This is a genomic window from Flavobacterium sp. Root186 (genome assembly GCF_001428525.1).
GTDB lineage: Bacteria > Bacteroidota > Bacteroidia > Flavobacteriales > Flavobacteriaceae > Flavobacterium.
In genome coordinates, this window is record NZ_LMHW01000016.1 from 304,393 (window position 1) to 328,280 (window position 23,888).

General features: G+C 34.2%; 18 protein-coding genes. 7 read left to right on the plus strand and 11 right to left on the minus strand.

Going from position 1 to position 23,888, the window contains the following annotated elements; translation table 11 throughout:
- Positions 1 to 47 precede the first annotated feature (47 nt).
- The 4 genes from galB to ASD98_RS22025 form a co-directional block, all read right to left on the minus strand.
- A complete protein-coding gene (gene galB, locus ASD98_RS22010; RefSeq protein WP_056208998.1) occupies positions 48 to 2,510 on the minus strand; it encodes a beta-galactosidase GalB in 2,463 nt (820 codons plus the stop codon).
- A gap of 115 nt (positions 2,511 to 2,625) precedes the next feature.
- A complete protein-coding gene (locus ASD98_RS22015; RefSeq protein ID WP_056208894.1) occupies positions 2,626 to 3,480 on the minus strand; it encodes a hypothetical protein in 855 nt (284 codons plus the stop codon).
- A gap of 18 nt (positions 3,481 to 3,498) precedes the next feature.
- Complete coding sequence (locus tag ASD98_RS22020) at positions 3,499 to 5,079, minus strand: RagB/SusD family nutrient uptake outer membrane protein (protein ID WP_056208897.1); 1,581 nt, start codon at positions 5,077 to 5,079, stop codon at positions 3,499 to 3,501.
- 12 nt (positions 5,080 to 5,091) lie between these two features.
- Positions 5,092 to 8,196, minus strand: a complete 3,105-nt coding sequence (locus tag ASD98_RS22025) for a TonB-dependent receptor (RefSeq protein WP_056208898.1) — start codon at positions 8,194 to 8,196, stop codon at positions 5,092 to 5,094.
- A gap of 496 nt (positions 8,197 to 8,692) precedes the next feature.
- On the opposite strand from ASD98_RS22025, the gene ASD98_RS22030 reads away from it, so the two are divergent.
- The 4 genes from ASD98_RS22030 (at position 8,693) to ASD98_RS22045 (ending at position 13,527) form a co-directional block, all read left to right on the plus strand.
- On the plus strand, positions 8,693 to 9,409 hold the full coding sequence (locus ASD98_RS22030; protein WP_056208902.1) for an NUDIX domain-containing protein: 717 nt from the start codon (positions 8,693 to 8,695) through the stop codon (positions 9,407 to 9,409).
- A 21-nt stretch (positions 9,410 to 9,430) separates the two neighbouring features.
- Positions 9,431 to 10,168, plus strand: a complete 738-nt coding sequence (locus tag ASD98_RS22035) for an NUDIX domain-containing protein (protein ID WP_056208905.1) — start codon at positions 9,431 to 9,433, stop codon at positions 10,166 to 10,168.
- A 163-nt stretch (positions 10,169 to 10,331) separates the two neighbouring features.
- Positions 10,332 to 12,128: a translation elongation factor 4 gene (gene lepA, locus ASD98_RS22040; protein ID WP_056208908.1), complete on the plus strand. Its 1,797-nt coding sequence runs from the start codon at positions 10,332 to 10,334 to the stop codon at positions 12,126 to 12,128.
- Positions 12,129 to 12,567: 439 nt separating this feature from the next.
- Positions 12,568 to 13,527 (plus strand): YafY family protein, encoded by a 960-nt coding sequence (locus ASD98_RS22045; RefSeq protein ID WP_056208910.1) that lies wholly within the window; start codon positions 12,568 to 12,570, stop codon positions 13,525 to 13,527.
- Between the two features lie 38 nt (positions 13,528 to 13,565).
- Here the strand turns inward: ASD98_RS22045 and ASD98_RS22050 are convergent, their stop codons facing one another.
- Positions 13,566 to 14,063 carry a DinB family protein gene (locus ASD98_RS22050; RefSeq protein ID WP_056209000.1) on the minus strand — a complete coding sequence of 166 codons (498 nt, stop codon included), beginning with the start codon at positions 14,061 to 14,063 and terminating at the stop codon, positions 13,566 to 13,568.
- 45 nt (positions 14,064 to 14,108) lie between these two features.
- Positions 14,109 to 14,588, minus strand: a complete 480-nt coding sequence (locus ASD98_RS22055) for a DinB family protein (RefSeq protein ID WP_056208913.1) — start codon at positions 14,586 to 14,588, stop codon at positions 14,109 to 14,111.
- 382 nt (positions 14,589 to 14,970) lie between these two features.
- On the opposite strand from ASD98_RS22055, the gene ASD98_RS22060 reads away from it, so the two are divergent.
- Complete coding sequence (locus ASD98_RS22060) at positions 14,971 to 15,870, plus strand: hypothetical protein (RefSeq protein WP_056208915.1); 900 nt, start codon at positions 14,971 to 14,973, stop codon at positions 15,868 to 15,870.
- 128 nt (positions 15,871 to 15,998) lie between these two features.
- Positions 15,999 to 17,045 carry a thiamine-phosphate kinase gene (gene thiL, locus ASD98_RS22065; RefSeq protein ID WP_056208917.1) on the plus strand — a complete coding sequence of 349 codons (1,047 nt, stop codon included), beginning with the start codon at positions 15,999 to 16,001 and terminating at the stop codon, positions 17,043 to 17,045.
- A 91-nt stretch (positions 17,046 to 17,136) separates the two neighbouring features.
- On the opposite strand, the gene ASD98_RS22070 is transcribed toward thiL, so the two are convergent.
- From ASD98_RS22070 to ASD98_RS22090, 5 genes are all read right to left on the minus strand, one after another.
- Positions 17,137 to 17,835 (minus strand): response regulator, encoded by a 699-nt coding sequence (locus ASD98_RS22070; RefSeq protein WP_056208920.1) that lies wholly within the window; start codon positions 17,833 to 17,835, stop codon positions 17,137 to 17,139.
- The gene (locus ASD98_RS22075; protein WP_056208924.1) at positions 17,825 to 19,837 is read right to left on the minus strand and encodes a tetratricopeptide repeat-containing sensor histidine kinase; all 2,013 of its coding nucleotides are present in this window, start codon (positions 19,835 to 19,837) and stop codon (positions 17,825 to 17,827) included. Before ASD98_RS22075 ends, ASD98_RS22070 begins: the two co-directional genes overlap by 11 nt.
- A 139-nt stretch (positions 19,838 to 19,976) precedes the next feature.
- On the minus strand, positions 19,977 to 20,204 hold the full coding sequence (locus tag ASD98_RS22080; protein WP_056208926.1) for a hypothetical protein: 228 nt from the start codon (positions 20,202 to 20,204) through the stop codon (positions 19,977 to 19,979).
- A 176-nt stretch (positions 20,205 to 20,380) separates the two neighbouring features.
- Entirely contained in the window at positions 20,381 to 21,238 is an 858-nt protein-coding gene (locus ASD98_RS22085; RefSeq protein ID WP_056208930.1) for a LytTR family DNA-binding domain-containing protein, read from the minus strand.
- A 260-nt stretch (positions 21,239 to 21,498) separates the two neighbouring features.
- A complete protein-coding gene (locus ASD98_RS22090) occupies positions 21,499 to 23,040 on the minus strand; it encodes a glycine--tRNA ligase (RefSeq protein WP_056208932.1) in 1,542 nt (513 codons plus the stop codon).
- A gap of 161 nt (positions 23,041 to 23,201) precedes the next feature.
- Here ASD98_RS22090 and ASD98_RS22095 point away from each other — a divergent pair, with 161 nt between their 5' ends.
- Complete coding sequence (locus tag ASD98_RS22095) at positions 23,202 to 23,822, plus strand: ComF family protein (RefSeq protein WP_056208934.1); 621 nt, start codon at positions 23,202 to 23,204, stop codon at positions 23,820 to 23,822.
- The last annotated feature ends 66 nt before the right edge of the window (positions 23,823 to 23,888 follow it).

The window sequence follows — 23,888 nt, forward strand, 5'->3', positions numbered from 1 at the left end:
ATCCTGCAAGGTTTTTCAAACCTTGCAGGAACATTGACGTTGTATTATTATTCTGTTGTGATTACGATTGTTGCGGGTTTTAATCCGTTTGCTTTTGCTGTTAATTCGAGTCTTCCTGTTTTATCTCCAGATTGTACAATTACCAAACATTTTCCAGCCAAAGCAGTATGTTTATTTCCTTTATACGATTCGTGACTTACTGGATCTCCGCTGCAAACGCCAACAATTTTTCCGTTTCCTTTTAGAGAGAAATTGATTTCGTTATTAGCATTCGGAACCAAAGTGCCTTTATCATCTAAAATATCAACAGTCACAAAAGACAAATCATTTTTATCTGCTTTGATTGTACTTCTGTCTGCGGTTAGTTTTAGCTGCGATGGATTTCCTGCTGTTTTGATTTCTTTTTCTAAAACTGTTTTTCCGTTTTTACGAGAAACTGCTTTTAGTGTTCCGGCTTGAAAAGGAATTCTCCACATTACGTGTAAATCATCTCCTTTTTTACTTCTTTTTCCAACTGATTTTCCGTTTACGTAAAGTTCAACCTCATCGGCTTTATTGTAGTATGCCCAAACGTCAACAGTCTGTCCGGCTTTCCAATTCCAATGTGGGAAGATGTGAAGAACCGTTTTATCTGTCCATTCACTTTGGTACATATAATAAACGTCTTTCGGGAAACCGGCTAGATCGACAATTCCGAAATACGAACTGATTGACGGCCATTCATAAGGTGTTGGTTCTCCGATATAATCAAAACCGGTCCAGATGTACATTCCAGAAAGGAAATCGTGTTTTTTAATGACTTTCCAGGTTGCTTCGTGCGTTGAACCCCAAGGCGCCTGAACCTGATCGTATGCAGAAACAGTGTTTCCGGGATTTCCTCCTGTAAATTTAAGATCCCATCTTACGGGCCATTTTTTTATGGTATCTGAAACAGTATCATAATAACCACGCGTTTGTAAACCTGAAGTTGTTTCTGTTGCAATGAAAGGTTTGTTTGGAAAATTCTTTTGATGATATTCATACGTTTGATGCGCATAATTATATCCGATAAGATCTAAAATACCAGATTTTGCAATGGCATTAAATTGAACATTCTTTTTTTCGAATTGTAATGTTACTGCATCAATATTCATATTTACCGGCGGATTCATAGCGGCGGTAATTGGCCGTGTTCCATCCGTTTTTCTTACTATTGCTGCCAATTCTTTGGCAATTTCAATACCAGTTTCATTCCATTGTTCCGGAATTTCGTTTCCTATACTCCATATAAAAATGCTTGGATGGTTTCGGTCGCGACGTAATTGATCAACTAAATCTTTTCTGTGCCATTTGTCCCAGTCATTTGCATAATCGTATTTGGTTTTGTTTTGTTTCCACATGTCAAAAGCTTCATCCATTACAATGAAACCCATTTTATCACATAAATCTAAAAGTTCCGGAGCTGGTGGATTATGAGAAGTTCTGATTCCGTTTACGCCCATTTCTTTCAGGATTTCTAACTGACGTTCGATTGCGCGTGTATTGATTGCAGAACCTAATGGGCCTAAATCATGATGCATGCAGACTCCTTTTATTTTTACTTGTTTTCCGTTTAAAATAAAGCCTTTGTTCAAATCAAATTTAAAATCTCTGATTCCGAAATTGGTTTTGTATTGATCTACGATTTTATCATCAACCAAAATTTCGGTAACTGCTGTATATAATTCCGGTTTTTCAACTGACCATAAAACTGGCGATTCAACTTCCGCTTGCGCAGTTAAAAATGTGCCGCTTTTTGGAGTAAGTGTTATATATTGGGTAACTGATGTTACTTCTGTATCTTCTTTATAAATAGTAGTTATTAATTTTACTTTTTTTGATTCTGAATGCTCGTTCTGAATTCGGTTTTCAATATTTACAGAAGCTTTTTCGGCAGTAACTTTTGGAGTTGTTACATAAGTTCCCCAATGTTCAACGTGTAATTTATCTGTAGTTTCTAACCAGACATTTCTAAAAATTCCTGATCCCGAATACCAGCGTGAGTTGGGTTGTTTTGAATTGTCAACCTTTACAATTATTTCGTTGGTTTTTTCTCCGAAATTTAAGTATTGTGAAAGTTCATATTGAAAGCCAATATATCCGTTTGGACGTTTTCCTAAATAATGTCCGTTTATCCAGACTTCACTGTTTTTATAAACGCCATCAAAGGTGATTGATATTTTTTTATTTATATCTTCAGGTGAAATTTTAAATGTTTTTTTATACCATCCTAAACCTCCTGTTAATGATCCTCCCCCATATCCTGCTGGGCTTTTTTCATCAAATTTACCTTCGATGCTCCAATCGTGAGGAAGATCTAAAGTTCTCCATTTGGTTGAAGTTCCAATTGTGTCTTTATCTATTATACTATCATTTAAAAGAAAACTCCAGTCCGCATTAAAAGAAATTTTTCGGTTTGCAAAAGCATCTTCTTTTTTACTGCAGGAACTTAATAAAAACATCGCAGAAAAAATCAGTAGCGAAAGTCTCATTAGATATTTACATTTGGTTTTCATAGATAGTAGTTTAATGGATTATAAAACAAATATAAACATACCGATAGGCATCTGTATCGATCACCTACCGGTAGTTTTTTTTTACAATGTATTATGGTTTAGGCTTGTAGTGAAAAACGATTAAACAAACGCCTTCTCCAGTTCTGCTTTTATCTCTGATAACGGCTAAACGTAGTGATGTTGCTGATAATTCAACCACTTTTAAACTATACCAGTTGCTTACATCTCCATAGTAATCTCCTCCGTAAAGCATTTCAACTCCGCCGTTAAAAGTTAGTTTGTTGTTTGCAATATCGAAATTGTATGTTCCTGACTTTGTAGTTTGCTGTGCGCTTGCAAGTGCCGTTTGTGTTACACTTGTATTGTAACCTCCGTTTAGGTCAAAATGCATTTCACCCCAGTTTTTATTTGGCATTACCCAAGAGTTGCTTGCATAATCCGGAAACCAGTTCCAGTTGTCTCCAGATGCTGCAGGATAATCTAAACCTGCCCATCCTACAGGATCGATCATGTCTAATACCCAGTTTTTTCCGGTTACTCCATTTGTAAGCATATCCCATTTTGGATTGCTGAAATATTCTTCATCGTTTTCAGTTACCGTAACCTCAACCGGAGCTGCATCTACAGAACCTCCTCTTGTAAAAGCGGTGTAATAAACGGTGTATTTCCCGGCAAAAGGCAATGCAATTTTATCACTGCTTTTGTTTGAATGTCCTAATTCGTTTCCGTTACTGTCAACATATTTCCAATATGGAATTATCGACGGATCAGGATTTGTCAAAATTACTTCATTTGTGTTAGTAGGATTTTGTGTTACCGAAAACTTAAGCGTAGACGGCGTTAAAGTCACTGCCGGTAAACTGTCGCGGTCTTCTACAGGCTCGCATGAAAATAACATCGAACCAATAGTTACTGCCGCTAATACTATATATAATATACGTTTCATAATCATTTTGTTTTAAAGTTAATTCCAACCTGGATTTTGAGTAATAGTTCCATTTGAAAGTATTACCTGAGATTGTGGTAAAGGAAACCAGCCTTGCGTTTCTGTTCTGAAAGTCACATTAAACTGAGAATCTCCAGTGTTGTTATCAATCGCTTGTTTTGTTGCAGACATTCCTTGTCTTAGTAAATCGAAATAACGAAGTCCTTCCAAAGCTAATTCTAACTGACGCTCTTTCATGATGTTTGCTATGTTAGCCGTAACTCTGTTTGTTGTGTTTTTAAATGCACGATCACGAACTCTGTCTAAATCTGTCTGTGCCAAAGCCGGGTTTGATTCTAAATTCAATTCAGCAGCCATTAATAATACATCGGCAAAACGAATAATAGCGTAATCCTGATAGTTGTCAATTTGGAAATTTCCTCCATTTGCTTCTACCACACTTGTTCCTGCGGCATTGGTTATTGGACAATATTTTTTCCATGAATATCCTGTGTATTGACGCTGCTCTCTCGCTTGTGCATCAAAATTTAAATTTTCACCCACATAATCAATAAACGAAGCTGCTTTTCTGGTATCAGCCGCACTGTAGGCAGCAACCAGTTTTTGATTTACTGTTGCTCCCCCCCATCCTGTTGCATATTTTCCTATTGCTCCTCCACGCGGTGCAATGTTTACCTGAAAACGGTTTCCTTCATGTAAATCCCAGTTTCCTTTTCCTGAACCGTTAAAACGAACTGCCCAAACCATTTCGGTATTGTCTTCTCCAACAAAATTTTCTAAAGAAGCCGCTAACCAGAGATTAGCAAAATCAGCCACTAAGCCGTGTCCACTGTTATTTACAACATCATTGATATAAGTTACAGCCTGAGCTTTTGTTACTACACCAGCTAAATCTGTTTTGTTGTAAACTCCGGTGTAGAATAAAAATGTTCTGGCCAAATACGCTTCGGCTGCCCATTTTGTGATACGTCCGAAATTAGCATTTCCGTTTTGTGAATAATTTTCAGGTCCTAAATTGTCTGCTGCAAATTTTAAATCACCTGCAATTAAGGCATATGTAACTTCAGGAGATTGTCTTGGTAATTCAAACTCACTTGTTGTTACGGTATGATCTAGCGGAATAATGTCTCCAAACATTTTAGCTGCTGTAAAATGAAAGTGTGCTCTTAAAAAACGTGCTTCGGCTTCGTAACGAGTTTTCAAAGCGGTGTCTGATCCCCACTCTACTTTATCCAGATTTTCTAATAAAATGTTGGCTCTGTAAATTCCTAAATAAGCATTTGCCCAAATATCTTTGTTCATGTCTTTATCAGACACATATAAAAAGCGATCCCATTCAATATCGGCCTGACCATCGGCAATTCCGTAACCTCCAAAACAATCGTCAGAAGCCTGTTCACTCACTAATAAAGGTCCGCCGTAAGCTTCACGTTGTAATACATCATAAACTGCAACCAATCCTTCAAAAGCATCTGAAGGTGTTTTATAAAAATTCTCGGTTACTTTATCTGTGTATGGCTCATTTTCCAAAAAATCCTCCGAACAAGAACCTAAAATAAATAGGCTTGAAAGAGCAAATAGTTTTATATATAGTTTCATTGTTTTTATAATTTAAAAGTTAACATTTAGACCCATCATGTATGTACGAGGCTGTGGGTAATATCCAACATCAATTCCTTTAGCCCAGGATTGGTTTACGTTTCCAAAACCAATTTCCGGATCCATTCCCTGATATTTTGTGAATGTGTAAATGTTATTTCCGGCAACATATAATCTGAATTTAGTGAAGAAACTAAGTTTGTTTGTCAGCTTTGTTAAGTCACATCCAATTGTAGCATTTTTAATTCTGAAGAAATCAGAATCCTGAATATACAAATCAGAGAATTTAGTATAGTTTCCGTTAGCGTCAGTTCCGTAAGTAACTCTCGGAGTTCTGTTTGAAGATCCTTCCGTTGTCCATCTGTTTAAAATATCAGTCGTATTGTTTGTGTAAGCACGAGTATAATCATGAACACCAAAAACGTTTTGTCCTCCGGCAATTCCGTACGTATTAATAGAGAAATCAAAAGCCTTGTAGGAAACTTCAAGATTTACACCATAATTAATATCCGGATTTGGATTTCCAACTTCTGTTTTATCATTGGCATCAATTTTTCCATCATTATTCAAATCCACAAAACGAACATCTCCCGGCTGTGCATTTGGCTGAACACCTGCTGCAACTTCTGCCGCATTTTGAAAAATTCCGTCGGTTTTTAATCCATAGAAATAACCCATTGGTTTTCCAACCTCAACACGGTTCATCTCGTCTAAACCTTGAAACAATACATTCGTTTCTCCGTGAATAATTCCTTCGTTGTTGGCAATTCTAAGTACTTTGTTTTGATTGCGCGAAAGGTTTGCATTAATACCAAAATTCCAGTCTTTTCCAATATGCGTTCTGTATCCTAAACCAATTTCAAAACCTTTATTGCTAACATCTCCACCATTAATATAAGGTGCAGTTGCTCCTGCATAAGTTGGAATCGAAGCCAGAACTAACCAGTCTTTTGTTTTTTTATCGTAATAATCGAATGTTAAAGTGAAGTTGTTAAACAATACCGCATCAAAACCTAAGTCTAACTGCTCTGAAGTTTCCCATTTTAAATCACGGTTTGACAATTGATCAGGGCTTGAACCCACTAATAAGGTTTCGTCGCCAGTACCAAAATGATATGTTTTATCTGTAGAATTTACTGTTGACATATAGGCAAAACGTCTTGCAAACTGGTCGTTACCATTTTGTCCCCAGCTTCCTCTAAATTTTAAAGTATTTAAACCGTTTTTTTCTGCGAATAAAAATGACATGAAATTTTCTTTGTCAACATTCCAACCTGCAGAAAATGATGGGAAAACAGCATATTTATTATTTGGTCCAAATTCTGAAGATCCGTCACGACGAACTGTTGCAGAGAATAAATATTTATTATTATAATCGTATAACAAACGTCCGAAGTAAGATTGAATCGCATAATCTTTACGATTTCCTTTTACCACATTTGATGTTGGATCTTTGGCATTGTCCAGATAAGCATGTGCGAAATCATCAAAAATTAAATTTCTTCCCTGCCCTTCCATGTAATCAGAAGTATTCTTTTTTGCCGATGTTCCTACTAAAACATCAAAATTGTGAGCGTTTGCAATTGTGATTTTATACTGTAACGTATTTTCAAAAATCCATCCTGAACTTTTCGTAGCACTTTGAGTAACGCTTGAAACGGTGTTATTATCATTTGAAGAAAGAGAATAAACAGGTCTGAAAGAACGGAAATTACTATCCGTCATATCAACACCAAAACTGGTTCTGAATGTAAAATCTTTTAAGAATTTTAATTCTGCGAAAATATTCCCAACGTAACGATTGTTTTTAGTCTGATTGAAGTTATTGTAGTATAAAGACCCAACCGGGTTGCTGATATCTGCCGAAATAACAGAATGTGCAAAATCCCCGTTTGCATCATAAGCCGCATCAATTGGCGCTGCGTTTAAGAAACTCCTGATACCGTTGCTGTAAATTCCGTCATCGGCAATTCCGCTGCTTTTTACATTTGCAAAAGTGAAGTTTTCTCCAATTTTCAAATGATTTTCAATGACTTCTGAAGTCGAGTTTACACTAAAAGTAATACGGTCATATTGCGATTGATTGGCTACTCCGCCAATCATTCCTTCTTGTCCGTAGTAAGATAACCCGGTTGCGATAGTTGATTTTTTATCTCCGCCCGTAATTAAGAGTGAATGGTTTTGTTTGATTGCTCCTTCATTGAATAAATCATCCTGCCAGTCGTGATTAGGAAATGCAGCAATTTGAGCCTGAGTGTACAATGGCGCATAACCTGAATTTACACGTGCTTCGTTTGCAATTGTTGTGTATTCCTGTGTATTCATTAAATCCAGTTTTTTGGCAACCTGTTGAAAACCGGTATAAGAATTAAGGGAAACATTCATTTTTCCGTCTTTTCCTTTTTTAGTTGTCACCAAAATAACTCCGTTTGCTGCTCTTGCACCGTAAATAGATGCCGCCGAAGCATCTTTAAGTACATCGACCCTTTCAATAACTGACGGATCAAGATATCCAATTCCGTTATCAACAACAACTCCGTCAACTACATACAATGGGTCACTGTTTCCTGCGGTACCTGCCCCACGAATGTTTACTACCATATTAGCTCCGGGCTGTCCTGAAGATGAAGTAACAGAAACTCCGGAAGCCTGACCTTGTAAAGCGTTTACAACATCAAGACTGGCAACCTGCTGAATATCTTTTCCTGAAACTAATGAAGTTGCTGCAGTATTTACCTTTTTCTTTTGTGTTCCGTACCCGATAACCACAATTTCTTTAAGTTCTGCTGTTTCTTCCTGCAATGTAACATTAATAGTTTTTTGAGCTCCTACTGTTACTTTCTGTGTTTTAAATCCTATAAAAGTAAAAACAAGAACGTCTCCTGCTTTTGCTTCTATTTTATAATTTCCATCAAAATCGGTTGCGGCGCCAATTTTAGTTCCTTCAACTGCAACAGTTGCTCCGGGAACGCCCATTCCGTCAACAGCCGATGTTACAATTCCATTTACAGATCGGGATTGTGCCTGAGCAAAAGCCGACTGCATCATAAATAAGCTAAACAACAGCGTCGTGCAAAACGAGAGCATTGTTGTTTTAATACAATATTTGCTTTTCATAATAAATAAGAGTTGGTTTAAATTAAGTTAGTTACGTGTATATGTGATTAAAGTGTAAGTTTCATTTGAATAGTTTTAAACCCAAAACATTTAATTCTCCTACTATTTTTGAGTTCATAATTTCCAGAAAATTGTTCCTTTTTAAAACTTATAGTCATATTGAACTTATCTTATGGTAAATTTGACTACAAGTGTAAAACTTTTTTTCTATTTTAGCAAAATATTAAGGTTATTTTTTTTCAATTCTGATTTATAGGGATTCATTTTTATTAATCTAACAAGAATAAAGCTAAAAGTGAGAGAAAAAATATTGAAAAAATTGTATTGCAGCATTTTGACAATCAATCGTTTAAAAGATTTTTATTTAAAATTTCTTTTTTCATCATGATTTCAAACAACTGATTATCAATTTTTTGCTTTGTTAAAAAAATATTAAGTAATCAAAAAAGACAGTTATGCATTTTATTTGTTTAATTTGTCAAAATTTATTTCGCACATGGATAAAAAAGTAGATGCCGACTCTGTTGCAAAAAGCGAACAAAATGCAATGAATGCAATCACGATTGACTGCGTTGTTTTTGGTTTTGATGAAGGAAGTCTGGAAGTACTTTTAGTCCAGCACGCAGAAGGTATCAGTAAAGGAAAATGGGGACTTCCAGGTGGATGGATTTATAAAAAAGAAAGCACTGACGATGCTGCCCATCGTTTATTAAATGAACTTACGGGTCTTGACAATATTTATCTGGAGCAGCTAAAAGCTTTTGGAGATCCGGATCGTTTCCCTCTTCGACGTGTTATCACTATTGGATATTATGCGCTTGTAAAAAGAGAAGATTATAATATTAAGGCCGGTTTTACAGCTTCTGATGCCAAATGGTATAAAATCAACAGTATTCCTGATTTGATTTACGATCACAACGAAATTTTATCTTATAGTATTCAAAATCTACAAAACCGAGTTCGTCAGGCACCTATTGGTTTTAATCTTTTACCTGAAAAATTTACTTTATTACAGTTAATGCATCTTTATGAAGAAATCCTGGGGATTGAAATGGATAAATCTAATTTCCGCCGAAAAATTCTGCACATGAAATTATTAGTTGTTTTAGATGAAAAACAACAGGATGTTTCACACAGAGCAGCAAAATTATATAAGTTTGATCCGGAGATTTACAAAAAACTAACTGAAAAAGGTTTTAATTTTGAATTTTAAAACACGCATATAAGGTAATAAATGGCAACAGTATCTTCTATAAAAACTTCTAAAACCGAAAGCAAATCTGCTTTAAATAATGCGACACCAGCAATTGACGGAATTTCAATTGACTGTGTCATTTTTGGTTTTAAAAAAGAAAGTCTTGAAGTACTATTAGTTCAGCATGCCGGCGGAGAAAGTGAAGGAAGCTGGGGAGTATTAGGAGGCTGGCTGAAAAGGGAAGAAAGTGCCGATGATGCTGCACAGCGAATTTTATACGAACTTACAAGTCTGGACAATATTTATCTCGAGCAGTTAAAAGCTTTTACAAATCCGGCCCGTGTTCTGGATCGCCGAATTGTAACGATTGGCTATTATACTCTTGTAAATCAGGAAGACTATGATGTTAAAGCAAGTTTGGATGTTCGTGAAGCAAAATGGTGTAGAATAAATGAGGTTCCCAATTTAATTTTTGACCATAATGAGATTTTAGATTTCAGTTTGATGCAGCTTCGAAACCGCGTTCGTCAGGCACCAATTGGATTTAATCTTTTACCTGAAAAATTTACTTTACTGCAATTAATGCATCTTTATGAAGAAATCCTCGGAATTGAACTGGACAAATCTAATTTCCGTCGAAAAATTCTTCATATGAAACTACTTTTGGCACTCGATGAAAAACAGCAGGACGTATCGCACAGAGCAGCAAAACTCTATAAATTTGATGCCGAAATCTACAAGAAACTGACTGAAAAAGGTTTTAATTTTGAGTTTTAATTAAAAAAATGAATTTCACCTTTTAACTATCGCGCGCGCATCATTCCAGAATCCAAAACTTTGCGCTATCTTTGCCCCTTAATAAGAGGCGTTAAAACAATTGTTATAGCGCAATTTGCATCCAAAAAAATACTTAAACTCGTTAGAGAACTGATATATTAAAATGAAGAAGATACGTAACTTTTGCATTATTGCACACATTGACCACGGTAAAAGTACACTGGCAGACCGATTATTGGGCGCTACTCAAACTGTTACAGCTCGTGAAGAAAAAGCACAATTGCTTGACAACATGGACCTGGAGCGCGAGCGCGGTATTACCATTAAAAGTCACGCCATACAAATGGAATATACTTATAAAGGTGAAGAATATATCTTAAACTTAATCGATACTCCGGGTCACGTAGATTTTTCATACGAGGTTTCAAGATCGATTGCTGCCTGCGAAGGTGCACTTTTGATTGTTGACGCAGCACAAAGTATTCAGGCGCAGACTATTTCTAACTTATATTTGGCTTTAGAGAATGATTTGGAAATTATTCCGGTTTTAAATAAAGTTGATTTACCAAGTGCTAATCCGGAAGAAGTAAGCGACGATATTATTGATTTATTAGGATGTAAATTAGAAGATATTATTCATGCCTCTGGAAAAACAGGTTTTGGTGTTGAAAATATTTTAGCAGCAATTATTGAAAAAATCCCGGCTCCAAAAGGAAATGTGGATGAACCATTGCAAGCTTTGATTTTTGACTCGGTTTATAATCCGTTTCGTGGAATCGAAGTAATCTTTAGAGTTGTAAATGGTGAAATTAAAAAAGGTCAGAAAATTAAATTCATGGCTACTGGCAATGAATATTTTGCTGACGAAATTGGAACTTTAAAATTAAATCAGGTTCCTAAAAATGTGATTTCTGCAGGTGATGTTGGTTATTTAATTTCTGGAATTAAAGAAGCCAAAGAGGTAAAAGTTGGAGATACGCTAACTGATGCTAAAACGCCGACTACTAATATGATTACTGGTTTTGAGGATGTAAAACCAATGGTATTTGCGGGAATTTATCCTGTTGATACTGAAGATTATGAAGATTTGCGTTCTTCGATGGAGAAATTGCAATTGAATGATGCTTCGTTAGTTTTTACACCTGAAAGTTCTGCAGCGTTAGGATTTGGTTTCCGTTGCGGGTTCTTAGGAATGCTTCACATGGAAATTATTCAGGAACGTTTAGAGCGTGAGTTTGATATGACTGTAATTACTACAGTCCCTAACGTTTCGTATTTGGCTTATACTAAAAAAGATCCTGAAACTGCATTTGTTGTAAACAACCCTTCTGACTTACCTGAACCTTCTCGTTTAGACAGAGTTGAAGAACCATATATTAAAGCAACTATCATTACTAAAGCTGACTTTGTTGGAAACGTAATGAGTTTATGTATTGAAAAACGTGGTTTAATTACGAACCAAACCTATTTAACGACTGAGAGAGTTGAGTTGAATTTTGATATGCCTTTGGCCGAAATTGTATTCGATTTTTACGATCGTTTAAAAACGGTTTCTAAAGGTTATGCTTCTTTTGATTATTCTCCAATTGGAATGAAAACTTCGAAATTAGTTAAACTTGACGTTCTTTTAAATGCACAAACGGTTGATGCACTTTCTGCATTGATTCACGAAGATAATGCTTACAACATCGGTAAAAAAATGACCGAGAAATTACGTGAGTTGATTCCGAGACAGCAATTCGACATTCCGATTCAGGCTGCAATTGGGGCAAAAATTATCGCTCGTGAAACGATTAAAGCACTTCGTAAAGACGTTACCGCAAAATGTTACGGTGGAGATATTTCGCGTAAGCGTAAATTGCTGGAAAAACAGAAAAAAGGTAAAAAACGTATGCGTCAGGTAGGAAACGTTGAAATTCCGCAAGAGGCGTTTATGGCTGTTTTGAAACTTAACGATTAATTTTTTTTTTTAGAAGAAAGAATAAAGAGAATAGAATATAGATTTAACCCGATGACTTATGTTGTCGGGTTTTTTGTTTTTATACGTTATCAATTTTGATTGCGTAGACGCACTGCTGTGCGCCTCTACAGATAAACATTGCGAAAATGCATTTCCTAATTGCGCCCTATACCTCTACACAGAATTGTAGAGACGCACTGCAGTGCGTCTACGCAAAGGGAATCGTCATTTCTTTGTGAATCTACGAGACGTAGACGCACTGCAGTGCGTCTCTACAGATATACATTGTAAAAATATTTTTCTAGTATGTCTATTCTTCTACACAAAATATCTCAAAATTTCATAAAAGAGAAAATTAAAACCTTTGTATCTTTGAATCTTTCCAACTAGAAAAAAACTTAGAACCTCAGCAACTCAGAACCTTAGAACCTTTAAAAAAATGCTCGACGAAAGCCCAAAACGATTTGACCGAATTGTTGCCATCCTGATTCAATTACAATCTAAAAAAATTGTAAAAGCACAGGAATTGGCCGATCGTTTTGATTGTAGTCTGCGAACTATTTATCGAGATATTCGAACTCTTGAAGCTTCGGGAGTTCCTATTTATAGCGAAGCCGGAGTTGGTTATGCGTTGATGGAAGGTTACCGACTCCCACCTGTAATGTTTACGCGTGAAGAAGTAAGCAGTTTTATTGCTGCTGAAAAACTGATGCAGAAATTTACTGATCCATCTTTAGGAAGTCATTATGCATCGGCGATGTATAAGTTGAAATCAGTTCTTAGAAGTACCGACAAAGACTGGGTTTCGAATATTGAATCCCGTGTTGTTATGCAGACAGCTGAACCTATGTTTAACGATAATTCACCCAATACTTTGGCACTTCTTTTTGAAGGTATTGCAGAGAAAAAACAAATTTTACTTTCGTACAAGACGTATGAAACAGATACAACTACGCAAAGAAACATAGAACCTGTAGGCGTTTTTCACGATAATAACAATTGGTATTTTTTAGGATATTGTCATTTACGACAAGATTATCGTCAGTTTAGAACAGACAGAATTCAGGGTATTCGAAAAACAGACTGCGATTTCACAATCGAACACGATGCTTTAGAAACCTATTTGACTAAAACAGAAACTTGTCCAACCACAAAAGTTCGCATTTTAATTGATAAAAAAATCGCAAGATATTTGGCAACCGAAAGAAAATATCATGGTTTTATTTCTGAGAAAGAAATCGAAGGAAAAATAGAAATGACATTTATGTGCCGCGATATTGACAGTGGTTTTCCGCGCTGGTTTTTAATGTTTGGAGATCATGCTGAAATTCTTGAACCCGAAAGTTTAAAAACACGAACTTTAGAATTACTCGAAATCAACAGAAAAAGACTTTTATAAAAAAACTCCCGAGAGATTATCTTCGGGAGTTTTTTGTTTTATTTCTGTTTAACAACATTATAAAAATTATAATCTGTATTTGAGGCATCTGTAATTCCGATATTTCGTCCCATTGTTACAATCTGGCCTCTGTGATAGGTTCCGTGATTAATAACCTGGATTAAATAATCAGCAATTGGCTGTTCGCATTCAAACCACGGATTAATGATTTTAACTTCTTTGACTAAATCTTCTTCTGACAATGAATTGATAAGATGTTTCAGTTTTGTCGATGAATTTAATAAGCCTGCAAAGATTTCCTCTTTAGACAATTCGGTTTCCGGTTTCTTTTCTGACATATCAGTTTCAGCAATAACAGAAAACCAATATTCTTCTGTAGACCAAATATGATCGAGTGTTTTTACAATAGTTGAAAAACTCGAAGGTACTTCTGCATACAGCAGTTCATCAGATTTCGGCGAAAGCCAATTCATGAATTGCTCATTTACCCATAAATTATAATCTGCATAATTGGACATTATCTTTTTTAAACTCATAGCCATTAATTTTAGATTTATTCATAAAGTTACAATTTTGTCTGATTATCTTTCCCAAAAAAATGGAGGTTCGATATTTAAAGCTCTTAAATACACATACGCTTGTCCGCGGTGATGAACTTCATTATCAATAAAATATAAAACATTCTGAATGATAGGAAATTCATATTGCCCGAAAAGATTAAATGTCTGACTGAAATCTTCAATAGATAATTGTTCCCAATATTTATTGATTTCTGCTGTTGCTTCATCCCATTTTTCAAGATACTGCGCTTTAAAAATCAGCTTTTCTTCTGCTTCAGTATAAGGCTGGCTTTCACGATTTACAATTCCTTTTAGTGCCGGAGCTGCAATTGCCAAAAGTTCATCAACTAATTTTGCAAAAGGACGCATTCCGGCAATTGAAAATTCAAAGAAATCTTTCTCTGGAAACAATTCAATTAAACGACGTGTAAGGGCGCGGTGACCTTGCCAGTGTTTTAATAAATCTTCTGATGTAATTACTTGTGCTTCTAATGTTTTCATGATTTTAAAGTTTTTAAATTTCTATACTTCAAAAGTAAAACGGGCTAGTGACAACAGTTTGTCAGCAGGAAAAAAATAATTTATAATTACTGCTTAAATTTTACATTTTAACAAAATCAGAGTGTCATTTCTTTTCATTCAAATAACCTTAAACACTATAAATACACTAACAATTAGGGCATTAAAACAAAATAATAAATTATGAGTGCTAGTCTATTTCTACCTTGTATTATACTAGTTCTTATCTCCATCACAATGATCAAGTTTGAGATTATTATTTTTCTATATTTGGAGGAAAGAAAAAAATTTGTGTACAGACCGAATTTTTAATTTCCAGATTATTTTGAGAAGAATCTTATTCACAATTTTTAATTAAAAACATATGACAAAAAATAAATTTTATGCTCTCTTAATGTGCTTTAACGCATTCATAAGTTCTGCGCAAATGAGTGGCTTACATAACACTTTAAAAGACAGTAAATTGTATGGAAAAGTCAAAAGTGTTAGTATTTATTCTATTAAAAAAGACGAGAATCCAGAAGAATCGAACAAAATACTCAAAGATTATTTTGATGAAAAGGGAAGGCTTACTCAACAAGATTCTTACCAAAATGGCAACTTAGATACTTCTTCTAAATATTATTATGATACCAATGATTCAGTAGTAAAATATGAGCATTTTTACAATTCGAATAACAATACTCGTAAAACTATATTTTTTTTCAATTCAAAAAATCTTAGGGAAAAAGAAATAAATTACAGTAATGATACTATCGAAGATCAGTTCCAATACAAATACAATGAAAAAAACCAACAAATTGAAATTGCATATTTCATCTATAATAACACTTTAGGAAATAAAAGCACCAAAATTTACAATAGTAAAGGCTTACTTTACAAAAAAACTGATTTTGATGATAAAAATAAAATAGTCGCTGAAAGCACTAATAAATATAATCTTCAAAAACAACTAATTGAAACCCACACAGTAAACTTTGAAGAAATAGACACAAAGACTCTTTATACTTATGATGCAATGGGAAATCAAAACTCTACACTAGCACTCGACAAAAATCAACAAATGATTTATCGGTTAGATTTCACATATGATAAATATGGAAATCTCATTAAATCAATTCAAAAAATAAAAGTTGGTACAAGGCTGCTCGACATAACTGAAAGTTTAGTATATACTTTGGACGACAAAAACAATTGGATAAAATCGATAAGGACTTCCAAAAATAAAATAGGAACTAAAAAGCGTGTTATAGAATATTATTAAAAAATGATACCATTTTAAACAGAAAAGCCAAATCTTGATACTTCAAAAAGATAATTCAACTTCGTTTATAGTTATTAAACTATCAACTTTGTACCTTTGCCCCTCACAAACTTTGGAACTCAGAAAAAATGATTGAAGATAAAAATCCGCAGCGTACCAGTTTAGCACAATTAGGCGAGTTTGGCTTAATTGACCACTTAACCCGAAATTTTGATGTTACACAAGAATCTACTTTAAAAAGTATTGGCGATGATGCCGCTGTTCTTGATTTTAAGGATAAAAAAGTCGTTGTTTCTACAGATTTATTGATAGAAGGCGTACATTTTGATTTGGCTTATATGCCGTTGAAACACTTAGGTTACAAATCAGTGGTGGTAAACCTGTCTGATATTTGCGCGATGAATGCGAAACCAACTCAAATTACAGTTTCTGTTGCGGTTTCTAATCGTTTTCCGCTAGAAGCATTAGAAGAATTGTTTGAAGGGATTACACACGCTGCAAAAGAATATAAAGTTGATGTTATTGGCGGTGATACAACCTCATCTCAAAAAGGATTAATTATTAGCATTACGGCAATTGGTGAAGCAGATGAAAATGAAATCGTTTACAGAAACGGTGCAAAACAAACTGATTTATTAGTTGTAACCGGAGATATTGGCGCTGCTTATATGGGATTGCAGGTTTTAGAGCGTGAAAAGCAGGTTTTTCAGGTAAATCCAAACAGTCAGCCTGATTTAGATCTTTATACGTATTTGGTCGAAAGACAATTAAAACCAGAAGCAAGAACTGATGTTCGCACACTTTTGCACGCTCTTGAAATTAAACCAACTTCGATGATTGATATTTCTGACGGATTATCTTCAGAAATTATTCATTTGTGTAAACAATCAAAAGTGGGTTGTAATTTATATGAAGATAAACTGCCGTTAGATCCACAGTTTATTTCGACTTGCGAAGAATTCAATATCGACAGTACAACGGTTGCCATTAACGGCGGAGAAGATTATGAACTTCTTTTTACAATTGACATTAATGATTTTGATAAGATTAAAGGAAACCCTAACTTTTCAATAATCGGGCATATGGCTGATGAAAGTGAAGGAGTTCATTTAGTAACCCGTGCAAATGCCAAAATTGCTTTAAAAGCCCGCGGCTGGGATGCTTTGAGTGAGTAAATAATTTTTAAATTTTAAATACAAAAATTCCAAATTCCAAAACCGATAATCGTGTCATTGGAATTTGGAATTTTTTATTTGGAATTTCATTCTAAAAAAGTCCTTTGCTTTTTGCTTCTTTTACTAAATCATCATCAGAACCTGATTTTATTTTAAGCAGTTCTTTCAGGCTTGTTCTTCGTTTTTCAATTTCGGTTAAGGAAATCGGGATGTATTGAGGCATTTCCTGTACTTCTGTTCCTTTCGATAAGTGAAATAAAATCTGTTTATCAAACTCATCAATTTCTATTGAATTATGAGGCGATTGATTGAGCATTTTTACGACAGACTGGCTGTAATATTTTTCGCTTTTCATTACTTTATCAAAAGCAAAAAGCAATTCATCAAAAGTCAAATCGTTTTTAATAATCAACCCGTTTGGATTAATGGTCCGTATAATGGTTTTGATTTTGAGCAGTTCTGTATACATTGTCAATAGAACAATTTTGCAGTACGGCATTTTCTTGAGGATTAATTTTGCCAGATCTTCACCGGAAAAAAGATTTTTTTCTTCATAAGCCGGCATACTAATGTCTAAAAAAGCAATTTCAAACTGCGGTGTATTTTCGTCTTCTAATAAATCATAAGCTGATTTACAATCATGTGCCTGTGCAATTATAAAATCGTATTCTTTTGGATTATACCGGGTTATTGCATTCTTATATCCTTCGATGATAAAAGGATGATCATCAACAATTAAGATGTTAGGCTGAATTAATTCCGAATTTGGGGCTTTGAAATTAAGTGTCATTTGTCTGTAGGTTTATTTTTTGATCAATTGGAACTTTTACAACCAGAAGTGTTCCTTCTCCTTTGGCAGATTTTATCGCAGCGGTACCTTTACATTCTGCCGCTCGATATTCAATATTATGCAATCCGATACCATTTTTGGTGCGTTTGGTATTAAATCCAACTCCGTTATCCATAATTGACAAAACCAGATGATCAATTTCGCTTTTAAACTCAACCTTAATCGTATCTGCCTTTGCGTATTTATTACAATTTTGAAGTGCTTCCTGAACAATTCGGTACAAATTTATTTTAACCATATTGTTTACGAGCTCCCATTTTATATGGGAATCAAAGGATGTTACCAGTTTTGACGGGTATGTATTTCTCTGGCTATCAAATAGCTTTTTTAATATTACGACAAAGTTATTTATTAATTCAGATTTTTCTCTATTTAGGTCGTGCGAAATTTCCCTGATATCTTCTTCAATATGTTTTAGTTCTGCCAAATATTTTTTCCGTTTCGCGGCCGCTTGTTCTTCATCCATTTTATCGAGACTGTCGAGACTAATTCGAATACCAAACATTCGTCCTAAAACACCGTCGTGTAACTCCTGGGCTACTTTTTTCTTTTCTTTAATTCGGGTTGATTCAATTTCATTTTGCTGAGAAATCATTAAATTATAAACATCTTCATTGGCAATTTGCTGCTGCTGCTTAAAAAGTAATTCCCGGTTTTTTGCCTGCTGCGTTTTGTAAACATAAAAAAATAAACCCAGCAAAGTACAAATACTAAAAACATAAACCAGCGTTTTATTCTTTTCTTGTAAACTTGAATTTTGATCTTTTATTTCGTTGGTTTCATATTCTATACGAGAGAATTTTTCTCCCATTTTACGTTCTGCTTTCAGCATTTTATCATTAAGCTGAATATATTCTTTAGAATATTTAGATGCATTTTCAGGATCAACAACAGCTGTTTGTTTAAGCGCTTCTAAAGTATTAATTAATTTATTGCTTGTTCGCGATAAGGCTAGGGCTTGTTTTGAAAACTGCAATGCTTTAAACGTATCTTTTTTAAAAGCAAAATACTCAGACAAATGTATTTTACTCGAAACTACTCCTGAGGAAAGCCCCAGACTATCCCGAATTTTTAAAGACTCATAAAACAAATCAGGTAATTTATTTGATTCTTTTAGTTTGAATTTAGAATACCCCAGATTATCAAGCAAAATAGCATATAAACTTGCCCTGTCTTCAAATAGTTTATCTTGTTTTAAACCTCTTTCAAAAAAAACTTTTGCCTGTTTATAATTCTCCATTTTCAGATATATAAAGCCTACATTATTTAACGAAGCGGCTTTATACTGAAATATGGAGGGTATAGATTTGTCTTCTAAAGTTTTTAAAGCTTTATTTTGAAATTCTAAGGCTTTTGTATACTCTTCTCTTTCATTGTATAATATTCCTAGCAGATTATAACTTTCATAATAAAGGTCATTTGCTTTCTGCAATTTCTTTAAGCTGCTCAAAGCTTTAAAAACAGCTATTTCGCTTTCAAAAAAATCACCCTCGTTATATTGCAGACTTGCTTTATTTAAAAATGTTTTCGCCAGATTATACTGGTCATTTAATTTTAAATAGAGTTTTTCTGCTTTATAATAATGCATAAAGGCACTGTCTGAAACAGATTGTGACGCATAATAATCTCCCAAGTAGGTATAGGCTTTCGCCATATGTAATGAATCTTTAGATTTTTGTGTTCGATCTAAAATCAGTTTGGTGATTTTTATATAGTCTTTCCAATCGCTCATATTATAATAGCGATTAGCAACTTTAAACAAGTTTACTTTATTAAGCGAATCATCTTTCTGGCTTAAAATTATGTTTAATGCCCTTTGATTGTAATTCTGTTTAATATTTAAGGGCAGATTATTCTCGTTTGCTAATGAAAGATAGGTAGAAAGGCTATCTACTGAAGAAATTGTATTTTTATCTAATTCTGCTTTCTGGTTACAAGCCATAAAAACAAAGACTAGAAGTAATAGTATTTTACAATTTTTTTTCAATTGCGATTTTGTGTTTTATCAAAAATACTAAAACTATAGACACAAAAAAAGGCTGCCAAAAAATTGGCAGCCTCAATGCTTATTTAAAATGTAGTTAGTCTACTTTTTTATCTGTTCCGATAGATTGATTAACACTCGAAAAATCTAATTGTTTATTTACATTTGCTGCATGAAAATCACTTTTCTTTTGTCCTCCTGTTGCTCCTCCGTCAATTGGTCCTAAAATTCTTAATTCTTCATTTGAAGTGATACTTGGAGTTGCAAATGAAGTTGCTACTGCTACTAAAGAAAATAATCCGAATGTTAAAGCTGTCTTTTTCATAACTTAATGTGTTTGATTTGATTTTTTGTGTTTGGGGTTTTCGATTGCTTTGTCTGCTAATCTGGGTGTAAAACTAACACCATAACCCAAAAAAATCTATATGAAAAAATAGCTTCGTGGTAAAACATACCCAATTGATAGTCAATGGATACCAAATTTATGTAACCAGTTAATTACTAGATCTCTAGGTAATTCCCTTTAGAGAAATCAGCAATGATTAAATCCACATTTGCTTTGTAGGTTTTTGAAAAAGGAATCTTTTTCGTGGAGTTTTTTATATAACAAACTGAGTTTCCGTTATGAATTCGTGCAATGTAGTTGCGATTAATGATATAACTGTTATGAATTCGAATAAACGGATAGCTTAAAACCTGTTCAAAATGTTTCAGTGTTTTAAATGCAGTAACCATATCGCCTGAATTCAAATAGATATCGGTCGAATTATTATCGGCTTGAAAATAACAAATATCATCTGCATTTATATAACGATGGTCACCGTACGATTTAATGCAGATTACAAGTGGTTTATAAGTCTCTTGGTTTGTATTTTGATCTGCAATTACGACAGGAATGATTTCCTGCTTTAAAACAGGAATTTCATTGGCAGTTATAATATCAGATCGTGTTTCTATAGATCGTGTCTCTTTGGGCTCTAAAAGGGTCTTTTCGAACTTTAAAAGTGTTTTTAGTAAATCTATATGGGTTAAAGGTTTTATGATGTAATCAAAAACGCTGTATTGAATGGCTTCAAAAGCCAATTCTTTTTTAGTAGTAGTTACAATGATTTTTGGAATAATTGATAAGTACCGATATAATTCACCAATAAAAGAAAGTGATAAATGACTTGGTGAATCTTCGGGATCAATTTCTAAAAAAACAAAGGAAGGACGATGCTCTAAAACCAAATTAAGTCCCTGATGGTAATTCGTAGCTGAAGCAATAAAAGTTAATTCTGAAAAACCCTCTGCAACGATTCTGGTTTTCAAAACACTTTCAGCGTCATTGTCAACAATAATATACGAATACTTCTTCAACTTTAACTTTTATTGATTTTTCATAACTTCCTGACAGCGTTTCGTCAATGCTTTTAAAAAAATATTTTAGGTATGGAAAATGCCCAATTAAATTTAAGCATTTCAATTATCTAAACATTTTATTGTTGATAGATTAATCGATTATGTTAATACATAAGGATGAAATGCTAAAATATTCGTCGAAACGCACGATTTAAAATTAAAAAAATCCCAAACTCCACAGAGGAATTTGGGATATTTATATCATGTTAATTATAAAATTACATTTTCATCAACCAGTTTTTCATCGAAACTTCGTTTTCAATAATACCTCTTAATTCAGATATCTTAACGCGGTCTTGTTTCATTGTATCTCTATGACGAATTGTTACCGTTTCATCTTCAAGAGTTTGATGATCTACTGTAATACAAAATGGTGTTCCCAATGCATCTTGTCTTCTGTAACGACGACCTACTGCATCTTTTTCATCATAAGCCACATTGAAATCCCATTTTAAATCTTCAATGATTTTTTTAGAAACTTCAGGTAAACCATCCCTCTTTATTAACGGCAATACTGCTGCCTTTGTTGGTGCTAAAACTGCAGGAAGTTTTAGTACTGTTCTTTCAGAACCATCTTCTAAAGTTTCTTCTTGCAACGATGTTGCAAAAATAGCTAAAAACATACGATCCAAACCAACTGACGTCTCTACTACGTATGGCACATAGTTCTCATTTAGCTCAGGATCAAAGTATTGCAGTTTTCTTCCTGAATATTGTTCGTGTGCTTTTAAGTCAAAATCGGTACGAGAGTGAATTCCTTCTAATTCTTTAAATCCGAATGGGAAGTTGAATTCAATATCTGCAGCTGCATTTGCGTAATGCGCTAATTTTTCGTGATCATGAAAACGGTAATTCTCTTTTCCTAGCCCTAAAGATAAATGCCAGTTTAAACGGGTTTGTTTCCAGTGTTCGTACCATTGCATTTCTTCTCCCGGACGTACAAAAAACTGCATTTCCATTTGTTCGAATTCACGCATACGGAAAATGAACTGTCTTGCCACAATTTCATTTCTAAATGCTTTTCCTGTCTGAGCAATTCCAAACGGAACTTTCATACGACCTGATTTCTGAACATTTAAAAAGTTTACAAAAATACCCTGTGCTGTTTCCGGACGCAAATATAAATCCATTGCAGACTCTGCAGAAGCACCAAGCTTAGTTCCGAACATTAAGTTGAACTGCTTTACATCTGTCCAGTTTCTTGAACCAGTTTCAGGATCAGCAATTTCAAGTTCTTCGATTAAAGCTTTTACATCTTCAAGATCTCCATTTCCTAAAGAACGTCCTAAACGCTCTCTGATTTCTTTTTCTTTCGCTAAATATTCAACTACTCTGGCATTTGTAGTTACAAATTCCTGTTCGTTGAATGCATCACCAAAACGAGCTTTTGCTTTTTCGATTTCTTTTTTAGCTTTTAGATTAATCTTTTCAGCATAATCTTCCACTAAAACGTCAGCTCTATATCTTTTTTTAGAATCTTTATTATCAATTAACGGATCATTGAAGGCATCAACATGGCCTGAAGCTTTCCAGGTTGTTGGATGCATCAATATTGCCGCATCAAGACCGACAATATTTTCATTCATCTGAACCATTGATTTCCACCAATATTCACGGATATTCTTTTTTAATTCGACGCCATTTTGTGCATAATCATACACTGCACTCAATCCATCGTAAACTTCGCTTGACGGAAAAATAAATCCGTACTCTTTTGCGTGCGAAACCACATTCTTAAATAAATCTTCTTGTTTTGCCATAGTAATGCAAAAATATAAAAAGTACTTATAAAAAAAAGAAAAATAAAAAAGATTGAAGTTTAAATTTGGTTATTTTTGTAACTAAATTCTTTCTATTTGTGTTTAATTTTATAATTGATCTTTTTTTTCCTAAAGTTTGCTCTGGCTGTCGTGCCGTTTTAATGACAAACGAAACTGTTTTATGCACGAATTGTCGTCATGAACTACCTCTCACTCAATATCATTTAGATTCAAATAACGAAGCCGTCAAAAAGTTTTATGGCAAAATTGAAGTTGAACATGTTTCTGCCTTTATTTACTTTAACAAAAAAGGAATTGTTCAGGAACTCATTCATAACCTGAAATATAAAGGTCATGAAGAAATTGGAGTTATTTTAGGAAACTGGTATGTGGAGGATTTAAAAGAACTGAAACTTGAAACACCTTTTGATGCCATAATTCCGGTTCCTTTACATCCACGAAAATTTAAGGAACGCGGTTACAATCAGGTTACCGCTTTTGGAAAGGCTTTGGCCGAAGGTTTGAAAATTCCCTATAATAGTTCGGTTTTATATCGAAAGAAATATTCTAAAACACAATCAAAAAAGAATCTCTTAGGAAGATCTGAGAATATCGAAAATATCTTCGATGTAATTTCAACCGAAGAAAACTATAACAAACATTTTTTAATTGTTGATGATGTACTAACAACCGGAGCAACACTCGAAGCTTGTTCCAGAGCATTATTAAAAATTCCGGGAGCAAAAATCAGCATTGTGTGTATGGCGATGGCGAACTCTTAAGGAGGAAATTTCAATAAAAAAGAAATTCCAAATTCCAATTAAACCTTGGAATTTGGAATTTAAAAT